Below are 15,299 nucleotides of genomic sequence, written 5' to 3'. Positions count from 1 at the left end.
GCTTTCGAAAAAGGGAACACCTAACCGGTTTTAAAAACCTGTTAGGTGTATAAATTATATCAGGCGCTTAAGCTTCCTCAATTTTTTCATCCTCCATATTCTTCAGCACCTGTGCCGTGATCTTGCGCAGTGGGTTGCGGGTACGCTCTTCATAACCCGCCCGGCTGTTGATGATGTCGAGGCAGCCAAAAAGTGCAGTCAGGAAAGAAGTGGCATCCGCAACATTTTTACCCGCTATGTCGAAGCCGGTACCGTGGTCGGGAGAGGTGCGTACAAAAGGCAGGCCCGCGGAAAAGTTCACGCCTTCACCACCTGCGATGGTTTTAAACGGAATCAGGCCTTGGTCGTGGTAGAGCGCCAGCACTGCATCAAACTCCTGGTAGCTGTGGCGGGCAAAAAAAGCATCTGCGCTGTAAGGACCAAACACCAGCATGTGCTGGCGGGCTTCGCGCAGGGTGGGTTTAATGATGTTTTCTTCTTCTTCACCAATCAGGCCTTCGTCGCCTGCGTGCGGGTTCAGGCCCAGCACCGCGATCTTGGGTTTATCGATACCAAAATCCTTACGCAGGCTGTTGTGGAGCAGGCGCAGCTTGGAAATGATATTGCCCCGGGTAACGTATTGGGCTACGTCTTTTACCGGCACATGCTCGGTGAGCAGCGCCACCCGCAGTGCATCGGTGTACAACAGCATCAGCACATCGTCGGCGCCGGCTACTTCTTTCAGCCAGGGGGTATGGCCGGTGTAGGCAAACCCTTCACCCTGAACATTTTTCTTATGAATAGGAGCGGTTACCAGTCCGTGGATATGCCCGGCCTTGAGGGCATCGGCAGCAGCAAGCAAGGACATTACTGCGTATTTGCCGCCGGTTTCGTTCAGCTGTCCGGGGGTAATGGCCACGTCTTCTTCCCAGCAGGCAAATACATTCACCTGCTTGTGGTTGATGCGGGTGAAATCCTTGATCACCTGGAAATTGAATGGCTGGTCGCCAGCAGCTTTTTTGTAAAAATTGACCAGCTTCTGCGATCCGAAAATTACGGGGGTACACTGCTCCAGGATACGGTTGTCGGCCAAGGCCTTGATGATCACCTCCGGCCCGATGCCATTGATGTCGCCACAGGATATGCCTATGATAGGTTTGGTCATTGTGCAAAAAATTAGGGGCCTAAAGGTAAGCCGGAAAGAGATTGAGGATTTGGGATTTGAGATTTCGGACCGTGTACTACAGTATTGCCCTTTGCTACAGTGACAAATACCGACATCCGAAATCTCAAATCCGAAATCCCTTATTCCCGACCTTTGCCCCATGTACACACTCAAGAAATCGCTTGGGCAGCACTTTCTGAAAGATGAAAGTGTGTGTCAGCGTATTGTGGCGGAACTGCAAAAGCAGCCTTTTCAGCGGCTGGTGGAAGTGGGTCCCGGTGGTGGCGCCCTCACCAAGTACCTGCTGGAATTGAAAGCAGTTGATTTCAAAGCCGTGGAGATTGATGATGAAAAGGTTAAATATCTTTCTAAAACCTATCCCCAGCTTGCCGATAAAATCATTCATAAAAGTTTCCTCGACATAGAGCCGCCTTTTGCGGAACCCTTCACTGTTGTGGGCAACTTCCCCTATAATATTTCCACACAGATCGTATTCAAGATCATGGAATGGAAAGGTGCCGTGGAATGCATGGTAGGTATGTTTCAAAAAGAAGTGGCCGAACGTATTGTGGCCAGGCATGGCAGCAAAGTGTACGGGGTAACTTCCGTACTGACGCAAGCCTGGTTTGATACCGAGTACCTCTTCCAGGTGGATGAAGATGCCTTTAACCCGCCGCCTAAAGTAAAGAGTGCGGTCATCAGGCTGTTGCCCCGAAAAGAACCCGTGCCCATGCACAGTGAAAAGCGTTTGTTCAACCTTGTAAAAACCGCTTTTCAGCAGCGCCGCAAAACACTGCGCAATGCCTGCAAGGGCCTGTTTGACGCTGCTACCCTGCAGGACGAAATTTTCAATAAACGCCCCGAGCAATTGAACGTTGCTGATTTTGCCGCACTTACGTTTCGCATGCAATGAGGCGTGATGAGTGATCAATAATCAATGATGAGGGATGAATTATAAGTAACTGGCTGGTTACGCATACTGGCTTATTCCAGGAGCATAATAATTTATTGCTACTATTCATCACTCACCATTCATCATTCACTACTCATACCTCATTATTCATCCCTTTTTATTCACTCTTCACCACTCATCCCTCATTATTCATAATTCATGGCCACCGAACAAACCCGCATCCTCATTACCGCACCGGTTCACGATATGCTGATTGAAGCCTTTGAAGAAAAAGGCTATACTGTAGAATACGCACCCAAGATCACTTATGAGGAGCTGCTGGAGCGTATCCCATTTATGAATGGGTTGGTAGTAACCACCCGCCTGAAAATTGATAAACGCGTATTGGATGCTGCGCCCCAACTACATTGGATTGGCCGGCTGGGCAGTGGCATGGAATTGATTGACGAAGCCTATGCCGAAACTAAAGGCATCTTCTGCATGTCCACGCCTGAAGGCAACCGCAATGCTGTGGCGGAGCATGCCCTTGGCCTGCTCCTCAACCTCATGAACCGCATTTCCTGCTCCTACGAGGAAGTAAAACAGGGACTTTGGTTGCGCAACGAAAACCGGGGGACGGAACTGAGCGGCCGCACGGTAGGCATTGTAGGTTATGGCAACAATGGTGCAGCCTTTGGCCGCCTGCTGCAATGTTTTGGCGTAAAGGTGCTGGCTTGCGATAAGTACAAGCAGGGTTTTGCAAACGATTATGTTCACGAAGCCACCCTGGAGCAGATTGCCGCCGAAGCCGATGTTGTTTCTTTCCATGTACCGCTGACCGATGAAACCTATCACCTGGCGGGCACACAGTTTTTCAACAGCCTGCAACGCAAGCCTTACTTCATGAGCACATGCAGGGGCAAGGTTACCAATACCGCCGCCCTGATCGAAGCTTTGAAAAACGGCAAGATCGCCGGTGCCGCACTGGATGTTTTGGAAAACGAAAAGTTTGCAACCTATACGCCCGGGCAGCAGGAACAACTGGACTTCCTGAAAGTCCAAAAGAATGTGATCGTCACCCCACATATTGCCGGCTACAGCCACGAAGCTTACCGCCGCATGTCGGAAGTGCTGTTGGAGAAACTGGAAGCAGCAGGAAAACTGTGAGGTAATTGGCTAATGAGCTAATTAGCCAATGTGCTAAAAGGATCGAGGCTGTTCTCTTAGCTCATTATCACATTAGCTAATTAGCTCATTTTCCCTCCCTCTTGTTTCATTCAAAATATTTTTATCTTTACCCCACTATGCAACGCTTCAGTTACCGCTGGGGCGTTGCTATTTTTTTCGTCCTACCCCAAGGCCGGTGCCTTTGGGAGGGCTTTTTTGTATGTCGGTGGAGGTGCTGAACACCCTCACCGGTTTTTTTTACTCTTTTACCAAAAGCGATTTTTGTATGAGCAGTGTTCAGTACGTGACCAAGGAAACTTTAGAGCAAATGAGGGCCGAGCTGCAAAAGATGCGCACCGTTGACCGCCCTGCGGCTTCGCGTGCCATTGCTGAAGCCCGCGAAAAAGGCGACCTGCGTGAGAACGCCGAATACGATGCGGCCAAAGAGGCCCAGGGCCTGCTGGAAGCACGTATTGCCGTGCTGGAAGGCCAGATCGCTACTGCCCGTATTGTGGATGAATCTACCATCGATACTTCCAAAGTGTCCATCCTCACCAAAGTGCGGGTAACCAACCTGAACACCAAGAAAGAAGTAACCTACCAGATTGTAAGTGAAAAAGAAGCCGACCTGAAACTGGGTAAAATCTCTTTTTCCTCGCCCATAGGCAAGGGCCTGTTGGGTAAGGTGGTGGGTGATATAGCCGAAGTGGTGGCCCCCGCTGGTGTAATCAAATTTAAAGTGGAAGAAATCTCTATTTAATTAGCTAATTGGCTAATTAGCTAATGTGCTAAAAAGGGCAGCCGGCTGTTCCATTAGCACATTAGCTAATTATCACATTATCACATTACCATATTATCATGACTCTTTTTTCAAAGATCATTGCCGGCGAAATCCCTTCGTTTAAGATTGCCGAGAACGATAAGTTTTATGCATTCCTGGATGTGTATCCCTTGCGTACCGGCCATGTGCTGGTCATACCCAAAGTGGAAATAGATAAGTTCTTCGACCTGGAAGCCGACTACCTGTCGGAAATCCTGGTGTTTGCACAACCAATTGCAAAGGCCATCGAAAAAGCCATTCCCTGCCGCCGATGCGGTATTTCGGTAATTGGACTGGAAGTGCCCCATGCCCACCTGCACCTCATGCCCATCAGCACTGCCAACGATCTGAACTTTGCCCAGCCCAAAGCCAAGGCCGATGATGCTGCCCTGAAGGAAGTGCAGGAAAAGATATTGAAGGCGATGGAAGTGGGGAAAAAGTGAGAAGTACGAAGTGGGAAGTACGAAGTGGGAAGTACGAAGTTTGAAAAGACATAAGTCAGTAATGTCCACAAAGACGTTTCTGTTGAATAAAAGAGCCCTTTAGAATTGCGCATCCGCTGCAATCCTAAAGGGCTCTTCAATTTAATTATGATCTTTTTCGTCTTTACTGATCTCCGTCCCGCTTCTAACTTCCCACTTCGTCCTTCCCATTTTCCCCTTCCCTCACCCAATTCTTTCCGGGTTCTGCTGCAAAAAAGCATCCCATCCAGCCTTGCTGCGGCCTCTTTTGTTGGGTGTGGCGCTGGCGGCGTAGGGACGCTGGGCAGAGAAGTGGTGGCAAATGGCTACGGCAAGGGCATCGGAAGCATCGAATACGGCAGGGCGGTCTTCCAGGCCCGTAATGCGTTGGAGCATCTGCCATACCTGTTCCTTGTCGGCGTTACCATTGCCGGTGATGGCCTGCTTTACTTTTTTGGGCGAGTATTCGGTAACGGGAATATTGCCGGCCATGGCAGCGGCGATGGCCACACCCTGCGCCCTTCCCAGTTTCATCATACTCTGTACGTTCTTGCCAAAGAAAGGTGCTTCAATAGCAAACTCGGTGGGTTTGTATAGCTGTACTATTTCCGCAATCTTTTGGTAAATCAGCCGCAGGCGTTCGTAGTTGTCTTTTTTAGCCGATAGTTTCAGGGCATCAATGCTAATGACCTTGATGGTATCGCCACTGGCGGCAATCAATCCATACCCCATAACGAGGGTGCCGGGGTCAACGCCTAATATGATCTTCTCTGGTTTTTGCAAGGACGGGGGTATTGCTGGTGAATGAGTGGACCCGCTTGGGTCAGGCAGCAAAGCTAACCAAATATCCCGCAACGGGCTTTCGCCTGTTCGGCTGAAAGGAACAGACAGCCGTTGAATGTTCGTTTCTGTGCTGTTGCAGGCCAATGAATGATGCAGGTCAAGACATTTTTTTAACAGCTTCCTGATCATTGCAGTCCAGATAATTGTTGCTTAACGGAATTAACACCGGGCCTTTGCAGCCTGTCTTATCTTGTAGTTCAAATCATTCGGATGCGTTTACTGCTTTTTTTGTTGCTGTTGTTTCCGATGTTGGCGTTGCAGGCTCCGCAACATGATGAGTTTTGCGGGATCCGCAATACCTCGTTCAGTGCCGGTGAGCAAATCCGGTTCAACGTGTTTTACAATCTTGCCGGTGTGTATGTCAATGCGGGTGAAGCGTCTTTTACCACAACCCTTGTTGCTACCAATGGCCGCCCTACCTACCATATTGTTGGCGAGGGGCGCACCCATAACTCCTACGACTGGATCTACAAGGTGCGCGACCGGTACGAAACCTTTGTGGATACGGCTTCCATGCTGCCGCTGAAGTTTATCCGCAACGTATATGAGGGCGGTGATAAAAAGTTAGAGAACGTTACGTTCAACAAAGCTGCCAATACAGCCATCACCAGCAAAGGCGTGTACAAAGTTCCGGCCTGTGTACAGGATGTGCTCAGTGCCATTTATTATGCCCGCAACATCAACTATGCGCGGTATAAGCCCGGTGATAAAATACCCTTCTCCATGTTTTTAGACGAAGAGTTGCACAACCTCTATGTGCGCTTCTTGGGCGTGGAAGAAGTGAAGACCCGTTATGGTACGTTCCGGGCCATCAAGTTCAGCCCGCTGCTGATAAAAGGTACCATCTTCGAAGGCGGTGAAAAGATGACCGTTTGGGTTACCAACGATGCCAACCGCATGCCGGTGCGTATTGAAAGCCCGATCGTAGTAGGATCGGTGAAAGTGGATATGATGGGATATAGGGGATTGCGGTACCCGATGAAGGCGTTGGTGAAATTGCGGAAATGAACGTTTTCTGGTTTTTGGTTTTTCGTTTCTTGTTTGGAGTTTGGAGTTTGGAGTTTGGAGTTTGGAGTTTGGAACAAACTTTCTAAGGTAGCAAGGATAGTCAATGCATGTTTGTGGCTGTCATGCCGAACTTGTTTCGGCATCCCCCGCTGCTGTCCGAGGTTTTGATATTAAAAGGAGATGCCGAAACAAGTTCGGCATGACAAACGCTAAGTATTTCCGACCTTACTAAATGAAGGAATAATTGCAAATACGCTTTCCTATAACTCCGCCAGCTTAAAGCTTTCCTTCATTCTTATTCCCTTCTCCGTTTGCTGCAAGGTGCAGCACTCCAGTTGCGGATCGTGCTCAAAGAAAAGCACGTAATCATTTTCCACAGCTTCCGTCAGAAAGCTTTTCTTTTCCTGCAAGGTTGTGAGTGGGAACATATCATAAGCCATCACATAAGGCAGGGGAATATGCCCTGCAGAAGGCAGCAGGTCGGCCATGTACACCAAGGTGCGGCCCTTGTAGTTGATCTGCGGCAGCATCATGCTATTGGTGTGGCCGCTTACAAAACGCAGGGAAATATCCTGTGCAAAAGATGCAGTAGCTAGTTGGTCGCCACCGCCTTGTGGCATGGTGATAAAGTTCAGTTGGCCGCTTTGCTGGATGGGTAATATATTATCCTTCAGGAATGATGCTTTTTCGCGGTCGTTGGGATGAACGGCCCAGTCCCAGTGTTGTGCGTTGCTCCAGTAGCGGGCATTCTTAAAGGCCGGCTCCAGTCTTTCGCCGTTGCGTACAATGGCACCGCCGCAATGATCGAAATGCAGGTGGGTGAGGATCACATCAGTAATGTCATCCCGATGAAAACCATGCTTTGCCAGCGAGTTGTTCAATGTGGCATTGCCATGGAGGTAGTAATGCCCAAAGAACTTCTCGTCCTGCTTATTGCCGATGCCGGTGTCTACCAGTATCAGCCGGCCAGCATCTTCAATCAGCAGCAGGCGCATGGCCCAGGTACAGAGGTTGTTTTCGTCGGCCGGGTTGATCTTGTTCCAAAGCACCTTGGGCACCACGCCAAACATGGCGCCGCCATCCAGTTTGAACAACTCGGTATCGATGGTATATAGTTTCATGCTGTTGCGGGATAATCGGTTTTGGGTTTGGTGCGCAAAGTATAAAAGAGGTTCAGCAAACCAATGATAAAATAAACCACCAGCGCAAGTACCGAGTTGCGCTGCGTACCGGTTAGCTCGCTGATATAGCCAAAGGCAAAAAGCCCCACCACGTTGGCAATCTTTTCAGTTACATCAAAAAAGGAAAAGAATGAAGTGGTATCCTTAGTATCGGGCATCAGCTTGGCATAGGTGCTGCGGCTAAGCGATTGAATACCGCCCATCACAAAGCCTATGGCTGCTGCAAGCAGGTAGAAATATACCACGCCACCAACAGGTGCCAGGTATCCAGCTACGCAAAGACCTATCCAAATAGCTACCACGATCATCAATGCACGGATATTGCCCACTTTTTCTGAAAGTTTGGAAATGGCAAAAGCGCCGGGTACGGCAATCAACTGGATCAAAACCAAGGCTATGATCAGGTTGGCCGTTGGTATCTGCAGTTCCGATTTAGCATACAGCGTTGCCGCCAGCATCACCGTTTGCACGCCCATATTGTAAAAGAAATAGGCACCCAGGAAGCGGCGCAGGGGTGGTAGTTGTTTTAGTTGCTGCCATACTTTGCGCAGTTCTACATAGCCATTGAACACCGCGCTCCGGTTGGGATCAATAAGCGTCATGCTATAACGGGGCAGGCGGTACAGGGGCACCAGTGCAAACAGGAACCACCAGATGCCCGTTGCCAGGAACGAAAAGCGTGAACCTGCTCCTGTATCGGCAAAACCAAACCAGTCGTGCTTGAGCACAAACAGGAAACAGATCAACTGCAGCAGCACGCTGCCGATATAACCAAAGGCAAAACCTTTTGCCGAAATGCGGTCGCGGTCCTGTGGTGCGGCAATCTCGGGAAGGTAGGAGTTGTAAAACACCAGGCTCGACCAATAGCCGATACAGGCGATAATCATGCAAAAGATGCCCAGCCCCAGTCGTTCACTGGTAAAAAAGTACAGCGAACAACAGGCGATGCTGCCCATGGTCATGAAGAAGGCCAGGAAGTGCTTCTTATTACCCCTGGTATCAGCAATGGAAGAAAGCAGGGGAGATGCCAGTGCTACAATCAGGAATGCAAAGGATAAGGAGTAGCTATACAGCGAATCGCTCCGGAAGGTGCGGCCGAGGAACTGGACCGTGTCCAAGGTTGCCGGGTTATCATCGCCGGTAATGGCGGCAAAGTATTCGGGAAATATGGTGGTGGTGATCACCAGGTTGTACGCACTGTTGGCCCAGTCGTACATGGCCCAGGCATTCACCACTTTTTTGGAGGCGGTTTGCTGCATTGGTGGAATTGTAAGGCTGTGAAAATAGGCATTTGTGCCCTTGATTGCAGCTGGCTGTCTTAGTGAGTGATTATTGATTATTCATTACTAATTATTGGCGTTTTCCTGGTTTGGGACCAGTTGCCACAGTAGGTTGACTTGAATAATCAATAATCATCAATCACCCGAGCAGTCCCATCCAGTACAACACAATCAGGATGGTGCCAACAATGATGCGGTAGATGCCGAAGATGCGGAAACCGTATTTTTTTAAATAGGAAATAAAGAAGCGGATAGCCAGTAGCGCCACCACAAAGGCCACCATGTTGCCAACCACAAAGGCAATGATGTTTTGCTGCGATGCCAGGATCAGTTCAAAGCCCTTGGCTTCTTCTGTACCCCAGTCTTTCAGGAAAAGGGAATAACCGGTTGCCGCCACCATGGTGGGTACGGCCAGGAAGAAAGAGAATTCTGCAGCGAAGTTGCGACTCAACTTTTGCTGCATGCCACCAATGATGGAGGAAGCACTGCGGCTCACACCCGGGATCATGGCCAGGAGCTGCCAGCAACCCACAACAAACGCTTTTTTAAAAGTCAGTTGCTCGTCGGCTTCAATCAATTCGCTACGGGTAGTTTCGGTAGCCAGCAGGTCGGAGTGAACAGGCTGTGGAAAAAGGCGGTCGATGTACAAAAGGATAAAGCCACCCAGCAGCAGGGCGATGGCTACCACCAGTTCGCTGCCCAACAGGGCCTCGATGGCATCGTTGAAAAACAGGCCTGCCAGCAGGGCGGGCACAACGCCGGCAATGAGCTTGGCGTAAAAAATGGGGTTGTTGAACTGGAAAAACTTGCGCCAGTATACCAGCACTACGGCCAGGATGGCGCCCAGCTGAATAGAAACTTCAAATACCTTGGTGAAGTCGTTTTCGGCTACGCCCAATAGTGAGGAGGCGATGATCATATGCCCGGTGGAAGACACGGGCAAAAACTCGGTCAGGCCTTCAATTATGGCCACGATAACGGCTTCAAGAATGCTCATGGATTATTGAAATATGAGCGGGTCAGGCTTTGGGATTACGAAAGATGGCATAGATCTCGATCACCAGGCCTGCCAGGATGAGGATGGGCGCAATGGTGATGCGGGTAGTGCTGTACACTTCTTCGGGTTTGAACACGTTGGGGTCTTCGCTGCGGCCGCCGGCCATCAGCAGAAAGCCCACAATCATTACCGCGGCGCCAATCAGCATCCAGGTGTAATTGCTTTTATCAAAAAAAGAAACGCGGCCGGCACCGGAAGCGGTTTCTGTATCGAGGGCCGTTCTTTTTGTTTTTGTTTCCATGAATCAAACTTAAGTGGGGCAAAGAAAAGGAAAAAGGACAATGAGCTAATGTGATAATATGCTAATGTGCTAATGAAGGCAACTAGCTGTAGATATTTTAGCTAATTAGCCCATTGGCTAATTAGCTGATTAATACAGTTCATCCAGCTTCATCCGCAAATACTTCACCACGCTGCGGTGGGTGCTGAAAAGGGTGATGGTGATGCCGATGATGATGAGTGCCAGGAACAAAAGGAGCAGCAGGCCGTTGTCGCGGAGGGCCTGCAGGTCGGGCAGGAAGCGCTCGGCAACGGTGATGACGCCATACACCAGTGCAATGGCAATCAGTGCCGATACAGCGCCGTTTACAATAGCCCTGATGTTCAGCGGCTTGGCAATAAACCAGCGCGTAGCACCCACCATCTGCATGGTTTTGATGATAAAGCGGTTCGAAAACATCGCCAGGCGGATGGTATTGTCGATCAGCACAATTACCAGCACGGCGATGAGGATGGCCACGCCTGCCAGCACCAGGCTGATCAGGTTGAAGTTGCGCTGCATCTTGCCTACCACGGCGGTGGGGTATTTTACTTCATCCACGTTGGGGTTGCTGCCGATGGTGGTCTTGATCTGGTTGAGGCGCACCGAATCCACGAAGTCGGCCTTGAGGGTAAAATCGATGGAAGTAGGCAGCAGTGCGTTGTCGAGGAACTCGGTAAAATCTTCGCCACCGGTTTTCATCCATTCTTTTTTGGCTGATTCCTTATCGGTATAGCGCACCGCCTTGGTATAAGGCTGGGCGGCAATATAGTTTTGCAGGCTTTGGCGGGCGGTGTCCTGGATATTGGGTTTGAGGAACACCTGTACTTCCACACTCTCCTTGAAATATTCGATCAGTTTTTGCGAGTTGATGGTGATCCAACCCACGATGCCCAACAGAAAAAGCACCAGGGTTACACCCAGGATCGACATGAAGTAGGACGGTTTTCCACGTTTGGAAGCGGCTTTGCCAAATTGCGACATCGGTTCAGTTGTTTTTGAAGTGGGGCAAAAATAAAGGATCAGGGTCAGAAAGGGGGAAGACCCTCGGCGAAAGGCCATGTATTACAGGATCAATCAGTTATTTTTGCCAACCTTTAACGGCAGGGGCCGGCGGATATTGCCGGACGGTGAATGGTCAATGGTGAATTGTGAATATTGAATACACCAATAGACCGGCAGTATTGCTCATTCACCATTCCCCATTCACGATAAATGATCGACCTCCTCCATGGAATACAACTTCAGCGCAATCGAACAGAAATGGCAGGCACAGTGGGAAGCTTCCAAGGCCTACCAGGTGCCCAATGAAAGTGACAAACCCAAGTACTATGTACTGGATATGTTTCCTTACCCCAGTGGCGCAGGCCTTCACGTAGGACACCCCCTGGGTTATATTGCCTCCGACATCTTTGCCCGCTACAAACGCAACCGGGGCTTCAACGTGCTCCACCCCATGGGTTACGATGCTTTTGGCCTGCCCGCCGAGCAGTACGCCATCGAACACGGCGTGCACCCGGCCGTGAGCACCGCCAAAAACATCGACACCTTCCGCAAGCAACTGGATAAGATCGGCTTTTGCTTCGACTGGAGCCGGGAAGTGAACACGTCGCAGCCCGGTTATTATAAATGGACGCAGTGGATCTTCCTCCAGCTCTTCAACAGCTGGTACAACCGCCAAAGCAATAAAACCGAGCCCATCGAAAGCTTGATTGCCTTTTTGGAAAAAGAAGGCAACAGGAACCATCCCATACCGAATTCCGGGTTCCAGTTTCCGGCAAACGTGAAACGTGAAACGGAATATGGGAACACCTTCACAGCGGAAGAATGGGCTTCTTTCGATGAAAAGACCCGCCAAACCATCCTGATGGAGTACCGCGTATCCTATTGCGGCTATGGCGAGGTGAACTGGTGCGAGGCCCTTGGCACCGTGCTGGCCAACGACGAGGTGGTGAACGGCGTAAGCGAACGCGGCGGTTTCCCGGTAGAAAAGAAACGCCTCCGCCAATGGTACCTGCGCATTACCGAGTACGCCGACCGCCTGCTCCAAGGCCTGCAAACCGTTGACTTCTCCGACGCCATGAAGGAGATGCAATCGAACTGGATCGGTAAGAGCACCGGTGCGGAGATTGATTTTGCCATCAAGGGCTCCGACAAAAAGTTGCGGGTGTACACCACCCGTCCCGATACCATCTTTGGTGTGGACTTTATGGTAATTGCCCCCGAACTGGACCTGGTACACGAGATCAAGGGCAACGGGCAGGAAGGTGCGGTGGATGAATACGTGGCTTATGTAAAAAGCCGCTCCGAAAGGGAGCGCATGGCCGAGAAGAAAATCTCGGGTGTGTTCACTGGCGCCTATGCCGTGAACCCTTTCGATGGAAGGGAGATTCCCATCTGGATTTCCGAATACGTGCTGGCCGGTTATGGCACCGGCGCCATCATGGCCGTACCCTGCGGCGATGAGCGCGACCACAAGTTTGCCCAGCATTTCAACATACCCATCACCAATATTATTGGCGATGCCTACAACGGCGAAGAAGCCAATAATACCAAGGATGCGAAACTCACCAACAGCGGTTTCCTCGACGGCATGGTGATGCGCGACGCTATTGAAGTGGTAGCTGCCAGACTGGAAGAAATGGGCATCGGCAAACGCAAGGTCAACTTCCGGATGCGCGACGCTGCCTTCAGCCGCCAGCGCTACTGGGGCGAGCCCTTTCCTGTAAAATGGATCGATGGCGTGGCTTACCCGCTCAGCGAAAGCGAGTTGCCCCTGGAACTGCCCCACGTGGACAGCTACGGCCCTGGCCCCGAAGGGGAAGGACCCCTCTCAAATATTCCCGAATGGACGAGCCAGCACCTGGAAACCAATACGATGCCTGGCTATGCCGGTTCCTCCTGGTACTTCCTCCGCTATATGGACCCGCACAACGAAGGCGCTTTCTGCGACCGCAAGGCTTCCGACTACTGGCGCCAGGTTGACCTGTATGTGGGTGGTACCGAGCACGCCGTAGGTCACCTGCTCTACAGCCGCATGTGGACCAAGGCCCTGTACGATCTTGGTCATATCTCCTTTGACGAGCCGTTCAAGAAGTTGTTGAACCAGGGAATGATCCAGGGTTCTTCCCGTTTTGTCTTCCGGATCAACGGCACCAACACCTTTGTTTCCAAAGGACTGCTGGATGCTGAAGGCAAATACGAAGGCAAACTGGTGGATAAGCTCCACGTGGATGTGAACATTGTTGACGGAACAGAACTGGACACCGAAGCTTTCAAAACCTGGAAGCCCGATTATAATACCGCTGAATTTATCCTGGAAGACGGCAAGTATATCTGCGACAACGAAGTAGAGAAAATGTCGAAGTCGAAATTCAACACCGTCAACCCCGACAATATCGTGGCCCAATATGGCGCTGACACCTTCCGGATGTACGAGATGTTCCTTGGCCCCGTTGAAATGAGCAAGCCTTGGGAAACCAAGGGCATCGAGGGCGTACACCGCTTTATCAAAAAGCTGTGGCGTTTGTTTGTGTCGGAAGAAAAAGGTCTGATCGTTACGACTGATGCGCCTACCGCAGCGGAACTGAAGGTGCTCCACAAAACCATCAAGAAGATCGAGGACGATATCGAGCGTTTTTCCTTTAATACCTGTGTTTCGGGTTTCATGGTATGCGTAAATGAACTGAGCGACCTGAAGTGCCACAAAAAAGCGGTGCTGGAACAACTGTTGGTATTGCTCACCCCTTTTGCGCCCCACGTTGCCGAAGAACTCTGGCATCAACTGGGTAATGAAGGTTCGGTACTGAATGCGCCCTTCCCCAAGTTTGAAGCACAGCACGTAGCGGAAAGCACCAAGGAGTATCCCATCTCTGTAAACGGCAAGCTCCGTACCACCATGAACATCGCACTCGATGCTGCCCAGCCCGAAGTAGAGGCGCTGGTGCTGCAAAACGAAGTGGTGCAGAAATGGCTGGAAGGCAAGCAGCCCAAAAAGGTGATTTTTGTGAAAGGAAAGATGGTGAACTTGGTGGTGTAACACCTGCCGTCTTTTAGAAGATTAATAATGTATCCGTCATCTCAGTTTAAGGTGGCGGATTTTTTATTTTGGGAATAGGAACACGGATTGGACGGATGAAACGGGTAAGAACGGATTTTGAAAGCTCTGCGCTCCCTGCTCCTCTGCGCCCTCTGCGTGAAACATAAATACGTTTCATCCGTTCCATCCGTGTTCCCATCAATTGATACATTTGGGAATGCGCAGCTTTCTCCTACAGCCATATCCATTTGGCCACTCCACACAACGGAAGTTATCCGTATGCGCAATTATTGGGTTGTTCGTCACCTTGTTCCTCGGCTTGTTCCAGCCTTTTGGAATGGATGAGCTGCCTGCAGCTACCCTTTGGCTCCATGCCGCCTGCTTTGGGCTGGTCACTTTTGTGGTGAGCGGTTTGATACAGGCCGGGCTGCCGCGTATGTTGCCGGCATTGTTTGCCGAAGAACACTGGAAAAGTTGGAAGGAAATCGTGCTGCTGCTCTTGGTGCTGCTTTGTATCAGTGCGGGCAACTACGGGTTGATGTTTTGGCTGTACCCGCAAACAAATATGTACCGGGGTTTTGGGCAGGTATTGCTGATGACGGTGCAGGTGGGCATTTTCCCGGTGGTGGCGGTGGTATTTTTCAAGCAAATGTTGTTGTACCGCAGGTATGCGGCGGCGGCCCTGGCGGTAAATCAAACCCTGGAGGCGCCAACTGCAGCGCCGGACATTGTTCCCGCAAACGTTCCGGTTGCTGCAATTGAACTGGTGGGTGATGGTCAAAAAGACCGGCTGACACTGCCGCTGGCTGGTTTGCTTTGGATCGCTTCCGCCGACAATTATGTGCGGGTCCACTTCCGGTTGGGCGGGCAGGTGCGCAGCCAGTTGCTCCGGGCTTCGCTGAAAAGTATCGAACAGCAGGTAGCTCCTTACCCCCAACTGTTTCGCTGCCACCGGATGTACCTCGTTAACCTGGAACTGGTAAGCGCCGTCAGCGGCAATGCCCAGGGTCTGCGCCTGCATATCGAGGGCGCTGAAGAGAGCGTTCCGGTGAGCCGCAGCCTTACCCAACCCATCCGCGAACGCCTGGCGCACCTTTCCCATTCGCCCCAACAGGCCTGATAATCAGTGCTGTTGGCCCCAATTTATG

General features: G+C 50.8%; 14 protein-coding genes. 7 read left to right on the top strand and 7 right to left on the bottom strand.

The features are described 5' to 3' along the window. Positions 1-67: 67 nt before the first annotated feature. Complete coding sequence (gene pdxA, locus BUE76_RS20745) at positions 68-1,144, bottom strand: 4-hydroxythreonine-4-phosphate dehydrogenase PdxA (protein ID WP_073044305.1); 1,077 nt, start codon at positions 1,142-1,144, stop codon at positions 68-70. Positions 1,145-1,304: 160 nt separating this feature from the next. On the opposite strand from pdxA, the gene rsmA reads away from it, so the two are divergent. The 4 genes from rsmA (at position 1,305) to BUE76_RS20725 (ending at position 4,466) form a co-directional block, all read left to right on the top strand. Further along, a complete protein-coding gene (rsmA, locus tag BUE76_RS20740; protein WP_073044307.1) occupies positions 1,305-2,057 on the top strand; it encodes a 16S rRNA (adenine(1518)-N(6)/adenine(1519)-N(6))-dimethyltransferase RsmA in 753 nt (250 codons plus the stop codon). 198 nt (positions 2,058-2,255) lie between these two features. Then, a complete protein-coding gene (locus BUE76_RS20735) occupies positions 2,256-3,203 on the top strand; it encodes an NAD(P)-dependent oxidoreductase (protein ID WP_073044309.1) in 948 nt (315 codons plus the stop codon). Between the two features lie 286 nt (positions 3,204-3,489). After that, a complete protein-coding gene (gene greA / locus BUE76_RS20730) occupies positions 3,490-3,963 on the top strand; it encodes a transcription elongation factor GreA (protein WP_073044462.1) in 474 nt (157 codons plus the stop codon). Between the two features lie 98 nt (positions 3,964-4,061). Then, a complete protein-coding gene (locus BUE76_RS20725) occupies positions 4,062-4,466 on the top strand; it encodes an HIT family protein (RefSeq protein ID WP_073044311.1) in 405 nt (134 codons plus the stop codon). A gap of 222 nt (positions 4,467-4,688) precedes the next feature. Here the strand turns inward: BUE76_RS20725 and ruvC are convergent, their stop codons facing one another. Then, on the bottom strand, positions 4,689-5,267 hold the full coding sequence (gene ruvC / locus BUE76_RS20720; RefSeq protein WP_073044314.1) for a crossover junction endodeoxyribonuclease RuvC: 579 nt from the start codon (positions 5,265-5,267) through the stop codon (positions 4,689-4,691). 270 nt (positions 5,268-5,537) lie between these two features. Between ruvC and BUE76_RS20715 the strand changes: the two genes are divergently transcribed. Further along, the gene (locus BUE76_RS20715) at positions 5,538-6,335 is read left to right on the top strand and encodes a DUF3108 domain-containing protein (RefSeq protein ID WP_073044316.1); all 798 of its coding nucleotides are present in this window, start codon (positions 5,538-5,540) and stop codon (positions 6,333-6,335) included. Between the two features lie 260 nt (positions 6,336-6,595). Here the strand turns inward: BUE76_RS20715 and BUE76_RS20710 are convergent, their stop codons facing one another. The 5 genes from BUE76_RS20710 to BUE76_RS20690 all read right to left on the bottom strand — a co-directional run bounded on the left by BUE76_RS20710 (position 6,596) and on the right by BUE76_RS20690 (position 11,096). Then, positions 6,596-7,456, bottom strand: a complete 861-nt coding sequence (locus BUE76_RS20710) for an MBL fold metallo-hydrolase (RefSeq protein WP_073044317.1) — start codon at positions 7,454-7,456, stop codon at positions 6,596-6,598. After that, the gene (locus BUE76_RS20705; protein WP_073044319.1) at positions 7,453-8,775 is read right to left on the bottom strand and encodes an MFS transporter; all 1,323 of its coding nucleotides are present in this window, start codon (positions 8,773-8,775) and stop codon (positions 7,453-7,455) included. Before BUE76_RS20705 ends, BUE76_RS20710 begins: the two co-directional genes overlap by 4 nt. A 160-nt stretch (positions 8,776-8,935) precedes the next feature. Then, a complete protein-coding gene (locus BUE76_RS20700) occupies positions 8,936-9,793 on the bottom strand; it encodes an undecaprenyl-diphosphate phosphatase (RefSeq protein WP_073044321.1) in 858 nt (285 codons plus the stop codon). A 22-nt stretch (positions 9,794-9,815) separates the two neighbouring features. Beyond that, positions 9,816-10,094, bottom strand: a complete 279-nt coding sequence (locus BUE76_RS20695; protein WP_073044323.1) for a DUF3098 domain-containing protein — start codon at positions 10,092-10,094, stop codon at positions 9,816-9,818. A 129-nt stretch (positions 10,095-10,223) separates the two neighbouring features. After that, positions 10,224-11,096: a cell division protein FtsX gene (locus BUE76_RS20690; RefSeq protein ID WP_073044325.1), complete on the bottom strand. Its 873-nt coding sequence runs from the start codon at positions 11,094-11,096 to the stop codon at positions 10,224-10,226. Between the two features lie 247 nt (positions 11,097-11,343). Between BUE76_RS20690 and leuS the strand changes: the two genes are divergently transcribed. Continuing rightward, positions 11,344-14,151, top strand: coding sequence for a leucine--tRNA ligase (leuS, locus tag BUE76_RS20685; RefSeq protein WP_073044327.1), 2,808 nt, complete (start codon positions 11,344-11,346; stop codon positions 14,149-14,151). 337 nt (positions 14,152-14,488) lie between these two features. Beyond that, positions 14,489-15,271: a LytTR family DNA-binding domain-containing protein gene (locus tag BUE76_RS20680; protein WP_073044329.1), complete on the top strand. Its 783-nt coding sequence runs from the start codon at positions 14,489-14,491 to the stop codon at positions 15,269-15,271. Positions 15,272-15,299 lie beyond the last annotated feature (28 nt).

The organism is Cnuella takakiae (genome assembly GCF_001953305.1).
GTDB classification, from domain to species: Bacteria; Bacteroidota; Bacteroidia; order Chitinophagales; family Chitinophagaceae; genus Flavisolibacter; species Flavisolibacter takakiae.
Note: the sequence above shows the minus strand (reverse complement) of the source record. Positions and strands in the feature narration are given on the sequence as shown.

Coding starts and splice junctions, on each gene's coding strand:
- pdxA (WP_073044305.1), bottom strand. CDS start 1,144: ATGACCAAACCTATCATAGGCATATCCTGTGGCGACATCAATGGCATC.
- rsmA (WP_073044307.1), top strand. CDS start 1,305: ATGTACACACTCAAGAAATCGCTTGGGCAGCACTTTCTGAAAGATGAA.
- BUE76_RS20735 (WP_073044309.1), top strand. CDS start 2,256: ATGGCCACCGAACAAACCCGCATCCTCATTACCGCACCGGTTCACGAT.
- greA (WP_073044462.1), top strand. CDS start 3,490: ATGAGCAGTGTTCAGTACGTGACCAAGGAAACTTTAGAGCAAATGAGG.
- BUE76_RS20725 (WP_073044311.1), top strand. CDS start 4,062: ATGACTCTTTTTTCAAAGATCATTGCCGGCGAAATCCCTTCGTTTAAG.
- BUE76_RS20715 (WP_073044316.1), top strand. CDS start 5,538: ATGCGTTTACTGCTTTTTTTGTTGCTGTTGTTTCCGATGTTGGCGTTG.
- BUE76_RS20710 (WP_073044317.1), bottom strand. CDS start 7,456: ATGAAACTATATACCATCGATACCGAGTTGTTCAAACTGGATGGCGGC.
- BUE76_RS20705 (WP_073044319.1), bottom strand. CDS start 8,775: ATGCAGCAAACCGCCTCCAAAAAAGTGGTGAATGCCTGGGCCATGTAC.
- BUE76_RS20700 (WP_073044321.1), bottom strand. CDS start 9,793: ATGAGCATTCTTGAAGCCGTTATCGTGGCCATAATTGAAGGCCTGACC.
- BUE76_RS20695 (WP_073044323.1), bottom strand. CDS start 10,094: ATGGAAACAAAAACAAAAAGAACGGCCCTCGATACAGAAACCGCTTCC.
- BUE76_RS20690 (WP_073044325.1), bottom strand. CDS start 11,096: ATGTCGCAATTTGGCAAAGCCGCTTCCAAACGTGGAAAACCGTCCTAC.
- leuS (WP_073044327.1), top strand. CDS start 11,344: ATGGAATACAACTTCAGCGCAATCGAACAGAAATGGCAGGCACAGTGG.
- BUE76_RS20680 (WP_073044329.1), top strand. CDS start 14,489: ATGGATGAGCTGCCTGCAGCTACCCTTTGGCTCCATGCCGCCTGCTTT.